This window comes from Acidisoma sp. C75, from assembly GCF_054665095.1.
This window is the reverse complement of sequence record NZ_BAAFHD010000012.1, coordinates 77,502-96,156: the sequence shown is the minus strand read 5'-3', so window position 1 is coordinate 96,156 and position 18,655 is coordinate 77,502. Positions and strand designations below refer to the sequence as shown.

Annotated in this window: 15 protein-coding genes; 6 read left to right on the top strand and 9 right to left on the bottom strand. The window is 65.8% G+C overall.

Annotation, left to right across the window (positions count from 1 at the left end; translation table 11 throughout):
- Window positions 1-69: 69 nt before the first annotated feature.
- The 4 genes from ACYQ7X_RS15830 to ACYQ7X_RS15815 all read right to left on the bottom strand — a co-directional run bounded on the left by ACYQ7X_RS15830 (window position 70) and on the right by ACYQ7X_RS15815 (window position 5,036).
- Complete coding sequence (locus tag ACYQ7X_RS15830; RefSeq protein ID WP_459698035.1) at window positions 70-1,845, bottom strand: ABC transporter ATP-binding protein; 1,776 nt, start codon at window positions 1,843-1,845, stop codon at window positions 70-72.
- Complete coding sequence (locus ACYQ7X_RS15825; protein WP_459698034.1) at window positions 1,842-2,771, bottom strand: ABC transporter permease; 930 nt, start codon at window positions 2,769-2,771, stop codon at window positions 1,842-1,844. The genes ACYQ7X_RS15830 and ACYQ7X_RS15825 overlap by 4 nt, the downstream gene beginning before the upstream one ends.
- Window positions 2,768-3,730 (bottom strand): ABC transporter permease, encoded by a 963-nt coding sequence (locus ACYQ7X_RS15820; protein WP_459698033.1) that lies wholly within the window; start codon window positions 3,728-3,730, stop codon window positions 2,768-2,770. The genes ACYQ7X_RS15825 and ACYQ7X_RS15820 overlap by 4 nt, the downstream gene beginning before the upstream one ends.
- A 304-nt stretch (window positions 3,731-4,034) precedes the next feature.
- Entirely contained in the window at window positions 4,035-5,036 is a 1,002-nt protein-coding gene (locus ACYQ7X_RS15815) for a GlxA family transcriptional regulator (RefSeq protein WP_459698032.1), read from the bottom strand.
- 121 nt (window positions 5,037-5,157) lie between these two features.
- On the opposite strand from ACYQ7X_RS15815, the gene ACYQ7X_RS15810 reads away from it, so the two are divergent.
- The 4 genes from ACYQ7X_RS15810 to ACYQ7X_RS15795 all read left to right on the top strand — a co-directional run bounded on the left by ACYQ7X_RS15810 (window position 5,158) and on the right by ACYQ7X_RS15795 (window position 10,285).
- Window positions 5,158-6,069 (top strand): beta-keto acid cleavage family enzyme, encoded by a 912-nt coding sequence (locus tag ACYQ7X_RS15810; RefSeq protein WP_459698031.1) that lies wholly within the window; start codon window positions 5,158-5,160, stop codon window positions 6,067-6,069.
- Complete coding sequence (locus ACYQ7X_RS15805) at window positions 6,066-7,526, top strand: carnitine 3-dehydrogenase (protein WP_459698030.1); 1,461 nt, start codon at window positions 6,066-6,068, stop codon at window positions 7,524-7,526. The genes ACYQ7X_RS15810 and ACYQ7X_RS15805 overlap by 4 nt, the downstream gene beginning before the upstream one ends.
- Window positions 7,527-7,595: 69 nt before the next feature.
- Window positions 7,596-8,663, top strand: a complete 1,068-nt coding sequence (locus tag ACYQ7X_RS15800) for an aromatic ring-hydroxylating oxygenase subunit alpha (protein WP_459698029.1) — start codon at window positions 7,596-7,598, stop codon at window positions 8,661-8,663.
- 2 nt (window positions 8,664-8,665) lie between these two features.
- The gene (locus tag ACYQ7X_RS15795) at window positions 8,666-10,285 is read left to right on the top strand and encodes a phytoene desaturase family protein (protein ID WP_459698028.1); all 1,620 of its coding nucleotides are present in this window, start codon (window positions 8,666-8,668) and stop codon (window positions 10,283-10,285) included.
- Here the strand turns inward: ACYQ7X_RS15795 and ACYQ7X_RS15790 are convergent.
- From ACYQ7X_RS15790 to ACYQ7X_RS15770, 5 genes are read right to left on the bottom strand one after another with little or no spacing between them, the layout of a single operon-like run.
- Window positions 10,282-11,130: a carbohydrate ABC transporter permease gene (locus ACYQ7X_RS15790; RefSeq protein ID WP_459698027.1), complete on the bottom strand. Its 849-nt coding sequence runs from the start codon at window positions 11,128-11,130 to the stop codon at window positions 10,282-10,284. The genes ACYQ7X_RS15795 and ACYQ7X_RS15790 overlap by 4 nt on opposite strands.
- Window positions 11,127-12,044 (bottom strand): carbohydrate ABC transporter permease, encoded by a 918-nt coding sequence (locus ACYQ7X_RS15785; RefSeq protein WP_459698026.1) that lies wholly within the window; start codon window positions 12,042-12,044, stop codon window positions 11,127-11,129. Before ACYQ7X_RS15785 ends, ACYQ7X_RS15790 begins: the two co-directional genes overlap by 4 nt.
- A 7-nt stretch (window positions 12,045-12,051) precedes the next feature.
- Window positions 12,052-13,356, bottom strand: coding sequence for an ABC transporter substrate-binding protein (locus ACYQ7X_RS15780; RefSeq protein ID WP_459698025.1), 1,305 nt, complete (start codon window positions 13,354-13,356; stop codon window positions 12,052-12,054).
- Between the two features lie 11 nt (window positions 13,357-13,367).
- Window positions 13,368-14,561, bottom strand: a complete 1,194-nt coding sequence (locus tag ACYQ7X_RS15775) for an aminotransferase class I/II-fold pyridoxal phosphate-dependent enzyme (protein ID WP_459698024.1) — start codon at window positions 14,559-14,561, stop codon at window positions 13,368-13,370.
- Window positions 14,554-15,276, bottom strand: coding sequence for a FadR/GntR family transcriptional regulator (locus ACYQ7X_RS15770; protein ID WP_459698023.1), 723 nt, complete (start codon window positions 15,274-15,276; stop codon window positions 14,554-14,556). Before ACYQ7X_RS15770 ends, ACYQ7X_RS15775 begins: the two co-directional genes overlap by 8 nt.
- Before the next feature lie 479 nt (window positions 15,277-15,755).
- Between ACYQ7X_RS15770 and ACYQ7X_RS15765 the strand changes: the two genes are divergently transcribed.
- Both ACYQ7X_RS15765 and ACYQ7X_RS15760 read left to right on the top strand, forming a co-directional pair.
- Window positions 15,756-16,913, top strand: a complete 1,158-nt coding sequence (locus tag ACYQ7X_RS15765; protein WP_459698022.1) for a Hint domain-containing protein — start codon at window positions 15,756-15,758, stop codon at window positions 16,911-16,913.
- A 159-nt stretch (window positions 16,914-17,072) separates the two neighbouring features.
- Window positions 17,073-18,590, top strand: coding sequence for an acetyl-CoA hydrolase/transferase family protein (locus ACYQ7X_RS15760; protein WP_459698021.1), 1,518 nt, complete (start codon window positions 17,073-17,075; stop codon window positions 18,588-18,590).
- Window positions 18,591-18,655 lie beyond the last annotated feature (65 nt).

The following is an 18,655-nucleotide window of genomic DNA, read 5'->3' as shown; positions in this document are numbered from 1 at the left end:
GGCGTGTGACAGGCACAAACAACGAGTGAGAGCGGTTTCAGGGGCGCGCGCGCGACCATCACCGGCTCTTTAGGCGGCGGAAGCGAAGCGCGGCACATCCGCAAGCAGGCGCTGGGTTGCTTCGAAACGCGGCGCGTCCAGCACCTGATCGACACCTCCCGCCTCGATCACCGTGCCGCCCTGCATGACGACGACATGCTGCGCGATGCTGCGTACCAGCGCGAGGTTATGGGTGATGAAGAGCATCGAAAGGCCGCGCTCGCGCTGAAGCTCGGCCAGCAGCGCGACGATCACCGCCTGCACCGAGACATCGAGCGCCGATGTCACCTCATCGCAGATGAGCAGATCGGGCGAGAGGATGAGCGCGCGGGCGATCGCCGCGCGTTGCAGCTGCCCGCCCGAGAGTTCATGCGGATGCCGATCGAGGGCGGAGGCGGGAAGCGCCACCTGCTCCAGCACGCCCCTGATGCGCGCCTCCGCCTCGCCCCGGCCGAGCCGGCCTTCGAAAGTTTCGAGAGCGATGCGGATGGATCGACCGATGCTTCGCCGGGGATTGAGCGAGGCATAAGGGTTCTGGAAGATATACTGGATGCGCCGGCGGAGCAGCGGGGCACGATGGCGGGAGCCTGCGGCCAAGGCCTCGCCACGATAGGTGATCGCGCCGTCGAGATCGCCATGCAGGCCGCCGATGCAGCGGGCGAGGGTGGTCTTGCCCGAGCCAGACTCCCCCACGAGCGCGACGCAGCTGCCTTCCGGCACGGCGAAGCTGATGCCATGCAGGATCTCGCTGCTGCCATGCCGGGCGATGAGGCCGGAAACGGTGAGGATCGGCGCGCCGCCGGCGGAGGGTGCGGCGGCCGGCTCAGGCTGTAGCGCGGCCCCGGGCGCGATCTCGGCCGCCCGCAGGCAGCGCACCGCATGGCCGGCGGCCGTCTCCGCAAGCGCCGGCAGGCTCTCCCGGCAGGCGGGCAGCGCCAGGCTGCAGCGGGGCGCATAGGCGCAGCCCGGCGGCCGGCGCCCCGGCTCCGGCGCCTGGCCCGGGATGCCGGCGATATGCCCGCGGCTCTCGATATCCGGCACCGCGCGCAACAGATCGCGCGTATAGGGGTGGGACGGCGCGAAGAGCACATCCGCCGTCGCGCCGATTTCGACGATGCGGCCCGCATACATCACCGCCACCCGATGGGCGAGGGAAGCGACCACCGCGAGATCGTGGCTGACATAGACGGCGGCGATGCCATGCCGGGCGCAGAGCTGCCGCACGGTATCGAGCACATGCGCCTGGGTTGTTACATCAAGCCCGGTCGTCGGCTCATCCATTACGACGACGCGCGGGTGCCCGGCGAAAGCCATGGCGATCGCCACACGCTGCTGCTGCCCGCCCGAAAGCTGGTGCGGAAAGGCGCGCAGCAGGCCGCGCCGGCCCGGCAGCTTCACCTCTTCGAGCAGCGCAATCAGCATCGCCTCCGTCACCTGCGCGGGATCGTCGAAATTCTCGATCAGCTGGGTACGGATCCGCAATGCCGGGTTGAGGGCGGTGGCCGAATCCTGCGGCACGTAGCGGATCAAGGGTTTGCGCCGGCGCGGCAGATCGGCGGGCGCAATCGCCAGCAGATCCTGCCCGCCGACCGTCAGCTGCCCGGCCGAGATGGCGAGGCCGCGCCGATGATGGGCAAGCAGCGCGAGGCCGAGCGTCGTCTTGCCCGAGCCTGATTCGCCGACGAGGCCGAGGATCTCCCCCGGCGCGAGGGAGAAATCGGCATCCGCGACGATCGCCGGGCCGCCGCCGGCGATGCGGATCTCGATGCCACGCGCCGCCAGCACGCTCTCTGTCGTGCCGCTCATGGCGCCACCCGCCCGGCGGCGGCCACCGGCGTTTGCGTCTGCGCCTGCGCCTGCGTCGCCGTCACCTCGTCCATCGCCGGCGCGTCGCTGCGCCTCGCCCGGCCATGGATAGTGCGGGCCATCGCATCCGTCAGCAGGTTCATGCCGATCGTGAGCAGGGCGATGAGGATGATCGGCACCAGCACCGGCCAGGGGCTCGTCATCAGGCCGATGCGGTTTTCGTTGATCATCGTCCCCCAGTCGGCGGCGGGCGGCTGCACGCCGAAGCCGAGGAAATTCAGCCCGGCGATGAGCGCTACCGAATAGGCCAGCCGCAAGCCGAGTTCCACCATCAGCGGCGCCGTCACGTTCGGCATGATCTCGCGCAGGATGATGCGGAGCGGCGCGATGCCGAGCGATTCCGCATGCCGCACGAAATCCTCCGATGCCACGCGCAAGGTGGCGGCGCGAAACACCCGCGCCACCTGCGGCGCATGGATCGCGCCCACCAGCAGCGTGACGAGCCAGAGCTTCGGGCCGATGAGGCTGATGAACAGCAGCGCCAGCACGAGTTGCGGAAAGGCCATGAGCACGTCCACCGCGCGCATCACCACCTCGTCCATCACGCCCTTGAGGTAGCCCGCCACCATGCCGAGGAGCGCGCCCGTGCCGACGCCGATGAGCGTCGCCGCTGCCGCCATCAGGAGGATGCGCCAGCCGCCGAACAGCACGCGGGAAAGCGTGTCCCGCCCGAGCTGATCGGTGCCGAGCGGATAGCGGGCGGAAGGACGGGCGAAGGACATGCCGACGAAGGCAGTCGGCGAATGGGGCGCGACGAAAGGCCCGATCAGCGCGACGCCGAGGACCAGCAGCACCAGCACGAGGCCGGCCGCGCCCGAGCCGAGCGAGAGGAAGCGGCCGAAGGCGGAAGCGGCCCGCCCCCTCATTGCGTCTGCCAGGCGCCGGCGCGCAGCTTGGGGGTGACGAGGATGGTCGCGACATCGGCGAGGATATTGAGCCCGACATAGAAGGCGGCGAGCAGCAGCACCTCGAACTGGATCACCGGCAGGTCTCGCGCGAAGATGGCATAGACGAGGCTCTGGCCGATCCCGGGATAGGCGAAGACGTATTCGACGAGCACGACCCCGCCCGCGAGATAGGCGAAGGTGAGGCCGATGACCTGGATGGTGGGGGCGACGGCATTGGGCAGCGCATGCACGAGGATGGTCCGCCGCCGGCTGACACCTTTGAGCCGCGCCATCTCCACGTAATCGCTTTGCAGGATCTCAGCCATCGAGCCGCGCATCATGCGGAAGAGATAGGGGAAGATCACCAGCACCAGGGTGAGCACGGGCAGCACGAGGATCTGCGGCCGGGCGAAGACGCTCGTGCCCGGTGGCACCAGAGAGACTGGTGGCAGCCATCGAAACACCGATGTCGCGAAGAGGAGAATGGTGAAGAGGCCGACGACGAATTCCGGCGTCGCGGCCAAGGCCAGGGCCACCACCGAGATCACGCTGTCGAACATCCCGGCGGCGCGGCTCGCGGCGAGAATGCCGGCGCCGATCGAGAGCGGCACGCCGATCAGCCCGGCGAGCAGCAGCAGGGTGAGCGAGTTGCGCACCCGCGGCATCACCTCCGTCAGCACCTTCTCGCCATTGACGAGCGAGGTGCCGGGGTTCCCCGTGAAGATCCCGCCGAGCCAGTGGAGATATTGCGTGGTCAGCGGCTCGTCCAGATGCAGCCTGTGCTCCATGGCATGCAGGGCCGCGGGCGTCGCGTCCCGGCCGAGCACGGCGCGCGCGGCATTGCCCGGCATGATCTGCGTCGCGGCGAAGATGACGAGCGAGACGAGAAAGAGCGTGATGAGCCCGAAGGCCAGCCGCCGGAGAACGAGCCGCCTCACCGGCCGGCCTGCCGGAGCGCTTGCCCGCCGAAGCGGGGGCAGGCTCGTCCGGCTCTCGCATGCGGGGAAGCGAATGGATGGCCTGTCACGCAAACCCTCATTTGAAAGGCAAAGCCATACAGGAGAGGCAGAGGCATCAAGGCTGTGTTGATGAAGGCGGAAGATCGGCCGCCGCTGCTTGCAGATTTTCACCTGCATGCTCAAAAACGCAAGATCCTTTTTGCTCTCGGTGCAGGAATAATCCATCCGCCTGCCCTGAGCGCTTGCGGAAATGCGAGGCTAAGTCTCGCGAATTGCCATCGCGTCAGGCCTCCATCGTGCCGGTTGCCGCGGGGATCGGCTTGCGCATCGCCGCGCGCGCATCGAGCGGACTCATCTGGAAGCGTCGTCTGAAGGCACGCGCGAAGGAGGAGGCGGAGGCGAAGCCATGCACGGTCGCGATTTCCGCAACCGTCATGACGCTTTGCTCCAGCATGCGTTTGGCAGCGGCGAGCCGCAGATCGAGATAGAAGTGATGTGGAGATTGGCCGAGCCGCGCCTGGAAGCGAAGTTCGAGGGTGCGGCGCAGCACGCCCGCGCGCGCGGCGACGGCTTCGATGGAAATCGGCTCCTCGACATGGCGCTGCATCAGCGTGATGGCGCGCGCCAGCGCCGGATCGTCCTGCAACAGCCGCCCGAGGGAGGCCGCCGGCTGCGGCGCGGAGCCGGGTTGTGTCTGGTCGTACACGAAGACGCTGGCGACGTTGAGGGCCAGCGGCAGGCCATGCTCTTCGGCGAGCATCGTCAGCATCATGTCGAGCGCGGGGGCGGCGCCCCCCGCCGTCCACCGCTTGCGGTCCATCACGAAGCGATCTTGCCGCACGTCAACCTTCGGAAAAGTCTCGGCAAATTCCGCGAGATCCTCCCAATGCGTGGTGGCGGCGAAGCCATGCAGCAGCCCCGCCCGCGCGAGGCCCCAGGTGCCGGCCTCGATGCCGCCCATGATCGCGCCATCACGTGCGGCACGGCGCAGATCGGCGCGCAGCGCCGCATCCCGCACCCGTGGCGCGTAGGAGCCGATGAGGATCAGCGCCTCGCGCGGCTCGCCCGCGTCGAGCGCCGCGTCAACGCCGAAGGTGAGGCCCGAGGTGCTGAGCGCGGCCGCGCCATCGCGGGTGATGAGGCGCCATTGGTAGAGCCGGCGCGAAGCCACCCGGTTCGCGACGCGCAGCGGCTCGATGATCGCGGCGAGGCACATCAGCGAAAAGGGATTTTGCACGAGCACATCGAAGCGGCGCGGCAGGTTCGGGCGGGAAGGGGCGGGCATCGGCGGCTTTTCGTGAATGGGATGAACTTCTTCGCAAATTGTATAGCACGGCAAGGCCGGCGGCTGCACCATGAATGGGGCCGCATTCTGCCGGGGAGGCGATTTCCGTGGATGGGCGAGCATGAATTGGGATGCGTTCATAACCTGCGCGGTCACCGGCGTTGGCGATACGCGGGCCAAGAATCCGCATGTGCCGATCACGCCGCAAGAGATCGCCGCCGCTGCCATCAGCGCGGCGGAAGCCGGTGCCGCGATCGCGCATATCCATGTGCGCAATCCATCGACCGGCCAAGGCGCGCGCGATCCTGCGCTCTATGCCGAGGTCGTCCGGCTCGTTCGGGCTTCGCAAACAGATGTCATCATCAACCTCACAGCCGGCATGGGCGGGGATCTCGTCCTCGGCGGCGTGGAACGCCCGCTGCCGCTCAATAGTATAGGTACCGATCTCGTGGGCGCGGAGGAGCGGCTGGTGCATGTTGCCCGTCTGCTGCCCGAGATTTGCACGCTCGATTGCGGGTCGATGAACTTCGCTGAAGGCGACTATGTGATGACGAACACGCCCGGCATGCTGCGGGCGATGGCCGCGCGGGTCCGCGCTTTGGGTGTGCGGCCGGAGATCGAGGTTTTCGATGCCGGCCACCTCGTCCTCTGCAAGCAATTGATCAGCGAAGGTCTGATCGAAGATCCGGTGTTGATCCAGCTGTGCATGGGGATTCCCTACGGGGCGCCGAATGATCCGCTCACGCTCATGGCGCTCCGCGCGAATCTGCCGCCGGGCGCGATCTTCTCGGCATTCTCGATCGGCCGCATGCAGTTGCCTTATGTCGCCATGGCGCTCCTGGCGGGGGGCAATATCCGCGTCGGCCTCGAAGACAATATCTGGCTGTCGCGCGGCGTGCCGGCGACGAATGCCGAGCTTGTTGCCAAGGCCCTCAAGATCGCCGAGAGCATGGGCGTGCGCATCCTGGGGCCGGCCGAGGTGCGCGCCAAGCTTCGCCTCGAAAAGCGCCTGCCCACGGAGGCTGGGCGTTGAGCGCGATACGGCGTTGCGCCGTCATCGGTGGCGGCGTCATCGGCGGCGGCTGGGCGGCGCGCTTTCTCCTCACCGGCCATGATGTGACGGTGTACGATCCACACCCCGAGGCGGAGCGCAGGCTTCACGAAATGATCGGCCTCGCCGCACGCGCCTGGACGAAGCTGCTGCGCGCGCCGCTGCCGCCGCGGGGGGCGTTGCGCTTCGCCGCGAGCCTCGCGGAAGCAGTCGCCTCGGCTGATCTGGTGCAGGAAAGCGCGCCCGAGAACGAGGAGATCAAGCGCCAGATACTGGCCGAGATCGACCGGCATGCAGAGCCCGAGGCGCTCATCTGCTCATCGACCTCCGGGCTTCTGCCATCCCGCATCGCGAGCGGCATGCGGCATGCGGAACGCTTCCTCGTCGCGCATCCCTTCAACCCGGTCTATCTTCTGCCCCTCGTCGAGCTTTGCGGTGGGGAGAAGACGGCGCCCCGCGCGATCGAACGGGCCGCCACCTTTTTCAGCGCGATCGGCTTGCAGCCTTTGCACGTCCGCAAGGAGGTGGACGGCTTCATCGCCGACCGTCTGCTCGAAGCCTTGTGGCGCGAGGCGCTCTGGCTCGTGCATGATGGCATCGCGACTGTCGAGGAGGTGGATGACGCAATCCGCTTCGGTGCGGGGCTGCGCTGGGCTTTCATGGGCACGTTTCAGACCTACCGCCTTGCCGGCGGTGAGGCGGGAATGCGGCATTTCATGGCGCAGTTCGGCCCGGCGCTGAAGCTGCCCTGGACGCGCCTGACAGAGGTGCCGGAGCTGACGGAGGCTTTGATCGATCGCATCGCCGCGCAGTCTGACGCGCAGGCCGGGGATTGGACCTTCCGGGCGCTGGAGGCGAAGCGGGACGACTGTCTCATCGGGGTCATTCAGGCGCTGAAGGAACAGAAATTTGCCGCAGGCAGGGTGCTTGCCGGTTTCGAGGAGCGTCTGCGCCACGGCCAGGGGATCGTGCCGCCGGCGGCACTGTTTGCCGGCGGAGAGGGAAGCGTTCCCGCGGAGTGGATCGACTATAATGGGCATATGACCGAGCATCGCTATCTCGAAGTCTTCGGCGCGGCGACCGATCGCTTGCTCGCGCATCTGGGGATGGACGCGGCGATGCTCGCGCGCGGATTCAGCTATTATACGGTGGAGACGCATCTCCGCCATCTGGGCGAGATGCGGCTGGGCGAGGCCTATCGCGTCACCACCCAGTTGCTCGGCCATGATGCGAAGCGGCTGCATCTCTTCCATTGCCTGCTGCATGCGGATGGGCGGATCGTCGCTACCGCCGAGCAGATGCTGTTGCATGTCGATGCCGATGCGCGGCGCGCTGCGGCGGCGGCGGCGGAGGTGATCGCGGCGATCGAGCGCTTGGCGAAGACGCAGGAAGCCTTGCCCTGGCCCGAAGCGGCGGGGGCGCGCATTGCCATCCGCTGAGGCGGGCGCAATGGTGCGGCAGAGGCCGCGGCTTGCGCCACGTCAGCGCTATCTTGGAAGGAGGCGAGGATGTCTCTGATCGAAAAAGCCGAAGCGCAGCCGATCGCGCGGACCCTGCCGGCCCACTGCTACCGCGATCCGGCCTTGTTCGAGCGCGAACGGCGGGACATCTTCATGCGCGAATGGCTGCTCTTCGGGCGGAGCGATCAACTTCCCGAGCCCGGCAGCTTCCTCACCGGCACGATGCTCGGCCTGCCGATCATCCTCCTGCGGCAGCAGGATGGCAGCCTCAAGGGCTTCCACAATGTCTGCCGCCATCGCGCGGCGATGCTGACGCAGGAAGAATGCGGCACGATGCCCGGCGGCGTCGTGCGCTGTCCCTATCATAGCTGGACCTACACGCTCGATGGCGGGCTTGCCAGGGCCCCCGGCTTCGGTGCGTGGAAGGATGCCGTGCAGCCGGCGGATTGGTCCCTCCTGCCGATCGCCGCTGCCGAATGGCGCGGCCTCGTCTTCATCCGCATCAGCCTGGAGGGCCCGAGCCTGATCGACTGGCTGGGCCCCATCGTGCCGCTCGCCGCGCATTATCCCCTCGAAAGCCAGAAGTTCTTTTCGGCCAAGAATCGCGAGGTCGATGTCGATTGGAAAGCCTATGGCGAGAACTATCTCGAATGCTACCATTGCCCGAACATGCATCCGGGCCTCTGCGAAAGCCTCGACATCAGCCGCTATACGATCGACTCCTATCCCGAGCATGGGCTCTTCCATCTCTACGGGCCCAAGCGCGATGGCGGGATGACGGATGGCCTCTATTTCTACCGGTTTCCCTTTCTCATGCTCAATCTCTACGAATGGGGCAGTTCGATCGCGACGGTGGAACCCCTCGGGCCGGGGCGGCTGCGGCATGTCAACTGGTATCTGTTCTCGGATATAAGCCCCGAGAGGGCGGCGGAGAATGAGCGTTCTGCCGCCTGGTCCGCCCAGATCATCACGGAGGATCTGGCAATCGTCACCGGCGTGCAGCGCAATCTGCAAGCGGGGATCTACGATCATGGCATCCTCTCGCCGCGGCAGGAGCGGGCGGTCAGCGCCTTTCAGGACATGGTGCGGCGGGCGCTGCCGGGGCTGGAGGGCTGAATATGGCGGAGACGATCGCGCGACAATACGATGCGGTGATCATCGGCAGCGGCCATAATGGGCTGGTCTGCGCCAACTATCTGGCGCGCAAGGGCCTCTCGGTCGTGGTTCTGGAACGTCGTGCCGTCATCGGCGGTGCAGCGGTCACGGAAGAGATCGCGCCCGGCTTTCGTGCCTCGATCTTCTCCTATCTGATGAGCCTGCTGCATCCGCGCATCATCCGGGATTTCGAATTGCCGCGCCACGGGCTCGAAGTGTTGCCCTGCTCGGATATGATCTCCTCTGTCTCCTACGATGACTACATCCTCTTTTCCGAGGATATGAAAAAGACCCAGGCAAGCTTCGCCAAATTCTCCCGCCACGATGCGGAGATCTACCCGCAGTTCGATGCCTATCTGCAGGAGGCGACCAAGATCGTCCGCTCCCTGCTATGGGAAACGCCGGTCGATCCATCCCGGCCGGGCTGGCGGAGCTTCCGCGAATCGGCAAGCTTGCTCTGGAAGTATCGCAAGATCGGCCGGAAGATGTACCGGCTCGTCGATCTTCTGACGATGAGCGCCTATGATTACTTACGCGAATGGTTCGAGGATGATCGGGTGATGGCTTGCCTCGCCTATTACGCCTCGATCGGCACTTTCGCCGGCCCCAAAAGCCCTGGCTCCGCCTATGTCATCATGCATCATGTGATGGGAGAGCATGAAGGCGCCGGCGGCTGGGGCTTCATCAAGGGCGGCATGGGGGCGATCACCCAGGCGCTCGCCGCGTCTGCGCGCGAAAAGGGCGTGGAGATCGTGACGGAGGCGGCGGTCTCTGAGATCCGCGTCAGCCAAGGCCGCGCCCGTGAGGTTGTGACGACAAAGGGCGATGTCTATCGGGCCCGCGTGCTGGCCGCCAATGTCAGCGCCAAGTCGCTCTATCTCGATATGCTGCCCGAGGGCGTGGTGCCGCCCGAGATCCTGCGCGAGGTGCGCGGCTATCGCACCTTCTCGACCGCCTTCAAGATGAACATCGCCTGCGAGCAGCCGCCGCAATATCGCATTCTCGACAAGGCCCGTCAGGACGGGTCGCTCGGCAGTTTTCCCTACCCGACCTATTGCCATATCGCACCGGATATCGACTATCTCGAGCGTGCCTATGACGATGCCAAGCACGGTTGGTATTCCGCCGAACCTTTCATGACGCTGTGTACGCCGACGATCGTCGATAACACGCTGGCGCCCCCGGGCAAGCACATCGTCAATGTTTTCGGCGGCCATGCGCCCTATACGCTCAAGAACGGCGATTGGCAGACGGAGCGTGCCGGCTTCAAGCAGACTGTCCTGAAGACGATCGACAACTACGCGCCGGGTTTTTCCGGTGAGATCATCGCCGAGCAGACGCTGCTGCCGCCTGATATCGAGGCGATCATCGGCTCGCCCCAGGGCCACATCTTTCATGGCGAATTGTCGGCCGACCAGCTTTTCTTCCAGCGCCCGGTCTCAACCTATGCCGATTATCGCACGCCTGTTCAGGGGCTCTACGTTTGCGGCTCCTCCATGCATCCGGGCGGCGGCGTCTCCGGCATTCCCGGCCACAACGCGGCGCGCGAGATCCTGAGGGATGTGCGGGCGCGCCGGGTTTAGCCCTTCACCGCGCCGGCGCTCAGGCCCGCGACGAGATAGCGCTGAAGCAGGGCGAAGAAGAGGCAGGCGGGAATGAGGCCGAGCGTCGCCGCGGCCATCATCTGCCCCCAATCGACGTCGAACTTGCCGATGAAGGAGAGCAGGCCGACCGCGAAGGTCATGCGGCTTGGGTCGTCAATCAGCATCAGGGCGAAGAGCAGCTCGCTCCACGCGGCGGTAAAGACGAAGCCGATCGTCGCCATCATGCCGGGAAGCGTGAGCGGCAGGATGACGCGGAGAAGGGCCGCAAGTCGCGTGCCGCCGTCGATCAGCACCGCCTCCTCCAGATCGCGCGGCACCGCATCGCAGAAGGATTGCATGAGGAAGGTCGCGAAGGGAATGTTGAAGGCCGTGTAGATGATGACGAGGCCGGTCAGGCTGTTCGTCAGATGCAAGTGGCCCATGATGCGGTAGATGGGCGGAATGACCATGACGAGCGGAAAGGTCTGCGTCAGCAGCAGCGCGAAGCCGACCGCGCGCTTGCCGCGGAAGCGGAAGCGTGAGAGCGCATAGCCGGAGGCCGAGGCCATGGCGGTGACGGCAAGGGCCGTGGCGCTGGAGACGATGACGCTGTTGAGGAAGAAACGCGGGAAATTCGTATCCGCGAGGACCGCGGCATAGTTATGCCATGTGGTGGCCCCCGGCCAGAAGCGCACCCCTTGCGTGTAGAGCAGCCGGGTGGGGGTGAGGGAGATCTTCAGCGTCCAGAACAGCGGAAAGAGCGCGAAGCCGAGGTAGGCGGCAAGCGCGAGATAGAGGCCGCAGCGGCCGGCACCGCGCTGCCAGGTGGCGGATCGGCGGCTCATTGCGGCAGCAACCTTCTCCGCATACCGATGATGACGAGGGCATAGGCGACGAGGAGGGCGAGCAGCAGCACGGCGAGCGCAGCGGCGTAGCCCTTGTCCATCGCGCGGAAGGCGCTGACATAGATATAGGTGGCGAGCGTGTTGGTGGCACCCGCCGGCCCGCCCGCGGTCATCACGAAGATGAGGTCAGCGAAAGTTGCGATCCAGATGGTGCGGAGCATGACGGTGATGGCGATGGTGGGTGCCAGAAACGGGATCGTCAACCGGGTGAAGCGCTGCCAGGCGCCCGCCCCGTCAAGCGCGGCCGCCTCATAGAGTTCACCCGGGATCGATTTCAGTGCCGCCAGCAGGGTGATCGCGAAGAAGGGGATGCCGAACCAGACATTGGCAATGATCGGCCCCCACATCGCGAGATGCGGATCGGAGAGGATATCGCGCGGTTGGCGGAAGAGGCCGGCGGCGGCCAGCCAATGGGGAAGCGGCCCGATGATCGGGTTGAAGAGCCAAGCCCAGGTGAGGCCGGCAAGGAAGCTCGGCACCGCCCAGGGCAGAAAGACGAGGGCCTGCACCAGGGAGCGCCCGGCGAAGCGGCGGTTGAGCAGGAGCGCGAGACCTAGGCCGAGGAGAAATTGCAGAACGAGGCTGCCCACCGTCCACCAGAGCGTGTTGAAGAGAGCCTGGCCGAGCGCCGGATCATGCAGCATCGCCCGGTACTGGCCGAGGCCCACGAAGTGGGAGCGGAAGGCGGTGAAGCGGCGGAAGGAATAGCCGATGCCGATGACAAGCGGCACGAGAAGGACGAGCGCCAGCAGCAGGAGCGACGGGCCGAGATAGGCCCATGGCTCGGCCGCCAGGGCAACAGACCGGGCCCGGCGGCCCGGCCTGCCGAGAGGATAGGCTTGCGGCTGCTGCATCAGCGGATCAATGGGCGCCCTGCTTGGCTTTGTAAGCCTGCATCTGCTGCGTCAGATACTGCGCCCATTGGTCGGCCACACTTTGCGCCGTCCTCTGGCCGAGCAGAACCTGCTGGAAGGTTTTGATGGAGATATTATCGTAAAGGTCGCCAAAGCCTTCGAGATAGGTCGGCGGCGTCACGAGCACGTATTTCTTCCCGTCGGTCAGTTCCTCGAACCAGCCTTTGAATTTGTCGGATTGGAAATAGGCGTTCTGCGTCGCGTTCTGATAGATCGGCAAGGTGCCGACAACCTTGGACCAGGCAAGATTGTTCTGAGGCGAGACCATGAAGGAAAGCAGCTGCCAGGCGGCCTTCTTGTGCGGCGAGTTGGCGAGGATCGACCATCCGCCATAGCCGAGCGTCGGATAGGCTTTGCCGGCCGGGCCGAGCGGAATGGGCGCGACCGCGAAATCGCTCGGGTTCATCTTGCCCTGGATGCCGATCAGCGCATCCGGGTCCTGATCCAGCATGGCGCAGGTACCGGAGACGAAGGCGGCGACGATTTCGTTGAATCCCCAATTGACGCTGTCCGGCGGTGCCGAGCCGTCCTTATACATGTCGGCCAGCATCTGCAGCCCTTTGACAGAGCCAGGATCGTTCATGTTCGATGTGCCATCGGCATGAAAATAGCCGGGCTCGCCGGCCATCGTGTTCATGAACATGGTAATGCCGGAAAAGCCGCCAGGGCCGCCGCGCAGGCAATAGCCGTATTTGCCCCGGAGGGTGGAGATCTTCTTGGCGTCGGCCACGAACTCCGCCATCGTCGCGGGCGGCGCGGAGAGCCCGGCCGCGGCGAAAAGCTTCTTGTTCCAGTAAAGACCGCGGACATAGAAGCCGTAGGGGATTTCGTACAGCCGATCATGCACGGCCGAGCCGAACTGGATCGCCCTCTGGCTGAGCCCGGCAAGCGCCGGGGTTTGCTTGAGATAGGGGCCGAGATCGAGCAGCTCGTCGTTATTCGCATAGAGGCCGAGCCAGCGGTCCGGCATCTCGACGATATCCGGCGTGTCCCCCGCCTGCACCATATTGAGGAATTTCTCGAAAGCGTCCGACCAGGGAAGGGAGGTCAGCTTGACATGGATACCCGGATGCGCCTTCTCGAAAGCCGCGAATTCCTGCTGGATGAGGGCGGTGCGCGCCGGGCTCGGGATAACTTCCACAACCCTGAGCGTGGTATCCGCACGCGCCGGTGCGGTGAGCGCGCCGAGGCCGAGCGCGGCGGTCGCTGCCAGGAGAAGCGTGCCGAGGCGGTGCCGGACGGGTTTTGCCATCTTATCCTCCTTCATTTTTGTTCTGCCACGCCGATTGCCTCCGCAATGTCTTGCCAGAGGTGTTCAGGATCTTCCAGGCCGACGTGAAGCCGGATGAGATGCGGGCTCACGCCGAAGCGGGCGAGGGCGTTGTATTGCGGCGTTTGCCGCAGGCTCGCCAGCGCCGGCACCACAAGGCTTTCATGCCCACCCCAGCTCACGCCGATGCGCACCAGGCGCAGCGCGTCGATGAAGCGGGGCACATTCACATGCGGCGCGAACTCGAAGGAAAAGAGGCCGGTATGGCCGTGCAGCGTCGCCTTTCCCGCATGCTCGCTGAAGGCCGGGTGGTGCACCGCCGTCACGCTTCGATGCGCGCGCAACCGCTCGGCGATGAGCAGGCCGCTCGCTTCGTGCCGGGGCAGCCGAAGGGTCAGGCTGCGCAGGCCGCGCAGCAGCAGCCAGGCCTCGAAGGGCGAGAGCTTGGCGCCGAGCAGGGAGAAGGTCGTCTGCGAAATACGGTCGATCAGCTCGGCGCGCCCGGCGACGATGCCGGCCACGGTGTCGGAATGGCCGCCGAGATATTTCGAGGCCGAATGCAGCACGAGGTCGGCCCCATGCCGGATGGGCTGCTGAAAGAGCGGAGTTGCCCAGGAATTGTCGATGATCGTGATGAGGCCGAGCGCTTTCGCGGCAGCCGCCAAGCGCGGCACATCCTGCAGCGCGAATACCATCGAGCTTGGGCTTTCGAGGTAGAGCACGCGATGCCCGGGCATGGCGGCGATCACCGCTTCGGTATCGCTGCCATCCACGTAATCGGCGGTGATCCCGAGCTTCGGCAAAAGCCGTTCGAACAGGCGGAAGGTGTCGCTATAGAGATGGCGGACGGCGAGAATGCGATCGCCTGCCTGGAGAAGGGCGAGCAGTGTCGCGCTGATCGCCCCCATGCCGGAGGAGAAGGCGCGGGCCGCTTCCGCGCCTTCGAGGGCGGCGATGCGCGCCTCGAAGGCCATCACCGTTGGGTTGTCGCCGCGGCTATAGACCGGCCTGCGGCGCTCGCCGGCGAAGGTCTCCGCCATCTCGGCGTAGCTCGCGAAGGTAAAGAGCGAGGTTTGATAGATCGGCGGCACCACCGGGTCAAAGGCCGAGGCCGCATCATGGGCCAGCAAAGTCGCGGCATCGGCGAGGAGGCGCGCGCGGCCTACCGCGCTTGATGGCTCAGCCACGGGAGGCGCCCTCGGCAGCGGCGGCGCCGCGGAGCAGATCGTCGCGCACCGTTGCCATCAGCTTCATCGTCTCCTCGCGCGCCTGGGCCGCATCGCCGCGGGCGATCGCATCGTAGATCCGCCGATGGAAGGGGAAGCTCGCGAAGCCGAAATCATCCATGCCGAGGGGCGATTCCCAAAAGCGGTGCATGAGGTTGCGCAGGCCATCGACGATCTGGGTGATGAGCGGATTGCCCGCGGCCTCGATGATGGCACGGTGAAAGGCCCAGTCCGCCTCGGCCGAAATCTCCTTCGGCCCGAAGAAGACCGGCTCCATCGCGTCGAGCCGGGCGCGGATCGCGGCAATCTCGGCCGCCGTCGCACGCTCGGCGCAGATCGCCGCGGCCTCGGCCTCCAGCGCCCGGCGCACATCGAGCATATGCAGCAGGCTTTGGAGATCCTGGCCCTCCACCGTCAGCGGCATGTGCAGGCTGCTCGGCGAGACGGGGCGGAGGAGGTAGCTGCCAGATCCCTTGCGCATTTCAACGATGCCGAGGCTCTCCCAGCGCTTCAGCGCCTCGCGGATTGTGCTGCGGCTGACGGCGAGGCGCTCCGCCAGCAAGCGTTCGGTCGGCAGACGATCGCCTTGCTTCAGCCCGCGCTCGGCCGCGAAAGCGGCAATCGCCTTCAGCACCGATTGGTCGAGCGTTTCTGTCTGCAGGGGGCCGAGCGGCAAGCAGCACCTCAGATTGGTCGGACAGCCAGACCAAATCATGGCGGGGCGGGGGCAGTCAAGCGCTCGATCGCTGCCGCTTTCTAGGCAAATCAAACCAGAAGGACCGTAGAGCCACCAAGCGCATATTCGTGATGAACTCCGATAAAGGGCAATAAATTCTCAAGTCTTCGTGTGTGTATAAGTGGACATTACTATAAGGATTAGAGGAGAAGCGCAGCGGCGATCCTACCCTATGGGGGAAACGGCGAGGCACATCGCCTCAGAATAGCTAAGCCCTTAGGGTCGTACGCTAAGCAATGCAGGCTAAGTCATATGCAGAGAGTGGGCGTAACCCACCCAAAAATGAGAGGTATATAATACCTTTTGAATATATCAATAGTCGGGTTGTTCTTGCCAGTCGCCATGCGTAGTCAAAGCCGCGCACAGAGTTAGTGTTTTGTTAATATTCACGCGCGCAGCTTTTATTTGCGGGGACGATCATGGGATTGCTCGAGAACTTCACCTCTCTCACCTACCTGGTGCCGGATGGTCAGCATGACGGCGTTACCGCGGTCAGCCCCGTGCCGGTCATCGGCCAGATCACGAGCGAGTTCGCCAACTCCCTGGACAGCCTCAAGACCGGCACGCCGGTCACCGTTTCGCTCGATGGCCTGCCGGTGATCGGGCGCTATATCGGCTTCATCTCGGCGGATGGCTCGTCCGTGCCGGTGATCCAAACCCCGCTCGGCCTGTTCGGCCTCGGCTTCTCGGGCCGCCCGCTGCAGGATTACACGATCAACAGCGGGGCGATGCCCTGCTTCCTCGCCGGCACGCGCATCACCACGCCCGCGGGCGAGGTGCAGGTGGAAGACCTCGCGGTGGGCGATCTCGTCAGCACCGTGAGCGGTGCGGCACGGCCGATCCGCTGGATCGGGCGGCGCGCTTTCTCCGCCGCCGATGCGCGCGTCGTGCGGCTTATCCAGCCGGTCTGCCTGCGTGCCGGATCGCTCGGGCAAGGCTTGCCGAAGCGCGACCTCTTCCTCTCGCCCGAGCATTGCCTGATGCTCGATGGCTACCTGGTGCGGGCGGAGAGCCTCATCAACGGCGCCAGCATCTCCCGCACTGGCGAGCCGGGCGAGATCGTCTATTACCATATCGAACTCGAAACGCATGATGTGATCAGCGCGGAGGGTGTCGCGGTCGAGACCTATCGTGACGACCGCAGCCAGATGCTGTTCGACGAGCGGCGTCCGGAGACGCTGCCGCCGGCACCGACCGAGCCTTGCCTGCCGGTTCTGGAAGAGGGCGAAATGCTCGCGGCGCTCCGCGCCGGGCTTGAGGCGGCAACGGTGCAGATGGTCTGGCTGCCGGAGGAGGGCAGTTTCCGCTTCCCGATCGCGCCCGGCATGGTGGCCGTGCGCCTCCGCTCCGATGGTCAGCGCATTGCGGGGGATTCGCGCCGCCTCGGTGTGGCGATTTCGGAAATCCGCCGCGATGGCGAGCCGCTGCCGCTCGCCGCGCGTCAGTTGATGGCCGGCTGGCACGCGGCCGAGGGCGGCTGGCGGTGGACGGATGGTGGCGCCATCCTGTTGCTCGACGGCGCGCGGATGCTCGAAATCACCGTCTCGGCGGTGCCGGAGCAGCGCGCCGCCGCCTGATCTCGGCCGCGGCGGTTCGCGGGGCGCGCTTTCCCGGTTGCGGCGGGAGGGCGCGGCCAGCCGGCGGCCGCGAATTGATCCATGTCATAGTCGCCCGCGCATCCACCGCGCGATCCTCCCCCGGCATGCGCTCGCAGCGGCGCCCCGAGGAACGGATCGATGAGCAGCAATCCCCGCATCCGCAGCAAGGCGCTTGCCGCCCGCATCATGCCGGCCGAAGAGGCCGCGCGGTTTATCCGCAGCGGCACCGCCGTCGGCATGAGCGGCTTTACCGGCTCGGGCTATCCCAAGGCGGTGCCCCAGGCGCTCGCGCGGCAGATCGAACAGAGCCATGCCGCGGGCGATCCTTTCCGCATCCAGGTCTGGACCGGCGCTTCCACCGGCCCGGAACTCGATGGCGCGCTGGCCCGCGCCGACGGCATCGAGTTCCGCCTGCCGTATAATTCCGATCCGGTGGCGCGGGAGAAGATCAACCGCGGCGAGATGGAGTATTTCGATATGCATCTGAGCCAGGTCGCGCCGATGGCCTGGCAGGGTTTCCTCGGCCCGCTCGATACCGCGCTGATCGAGGTTTCAGGCATTACCGAGGATGGCCATCTCATCGGCTCCTCATCCGTTGGCAACAACAAGACCTGGCTTGATCGCGCAAGCCAGGTGATCGTGGAGGTCAATGCCTGGCAGGATGCAGCGCTCGATGGCATGCACGATATCTACTACGGCACGGCACTGCCACCTGATCGGCGTCCCATCCCGCTGATCCGCCCCGACGACCGCATCGGCGAGCCGCATCTGCGCGTCGATCCGGCCAAGATCGTCGCGATCGTCGAAACCGACGCGCCAGACCGCAATCTGCCCTTCGCCATGCCAGACCAGGCGGCGCGCGGCATCGCCGGGCATCTCCTCGAATTCTACGGCCACGAAGTTCGCCGCGGGCGCTTGCCGCCGAGTCTGCTGCCGCTGCAATCGGGCGTTGGCAATATCACCAACGCGGTCCTGTCCGGGCTGCTCGATGCGCCCTTCACGGAGATGACGGCGTTTACCGAGGTCATCCAGGACGGCATGCTCGATCTGATCGCCGCCGGCAAAATCCGCGTCGCCTCCGCGACCGGCTTCTCCCTGAGCCGCGAGGCGGCGGAGCGGTTCAATGCGGACATGTCCCGCTACCGCGACAAGATCATCCTCCGCCCGCAGGAGATCAGTAACCACCCCGAACTCGTCCGCCGCCTCGGCTGCCTGGCGATGAACGGGCTGATCGAGGCGGATATCTACGGCAACGTCAATTCCACCCATATCATGGGCAGCCGGATCTATAACGGCATCGGCGGCTCGGGCGATTTCGCGCGCAACGCCTATGTCTCGATCTTCATGACGCCCTCGACCGCCAAGGGGGGCGCCATCTCGGCGATCGTGCCGCAGGCTTCGCATGTGGATCACATCACCCAGGATGTTCAGGTGATCGTGACGGAGCAGGGCCTCGCCGATCTGCGCGGCCTCAGCCCCAAGCGCCGCGCCGATCTCATTATCGAGAACTGCGCGCATCCCACCTATCGCCCGCATCTGCGGGATTATTTCAACCGCGCCCGCCAGCATTCCTATGGCCAGCAAAGCCCGTCGCTGCTGAACGAGGCGCTCTCCTGGCATCAGCGCTTCGTCGAGACCGGCAGCATGCTGCCCTGATCTCTCGGCGCGGCGGATCGCGCCGCAGAGGCCCCGCTTGATCCATATCAACCCCCATGATCCGC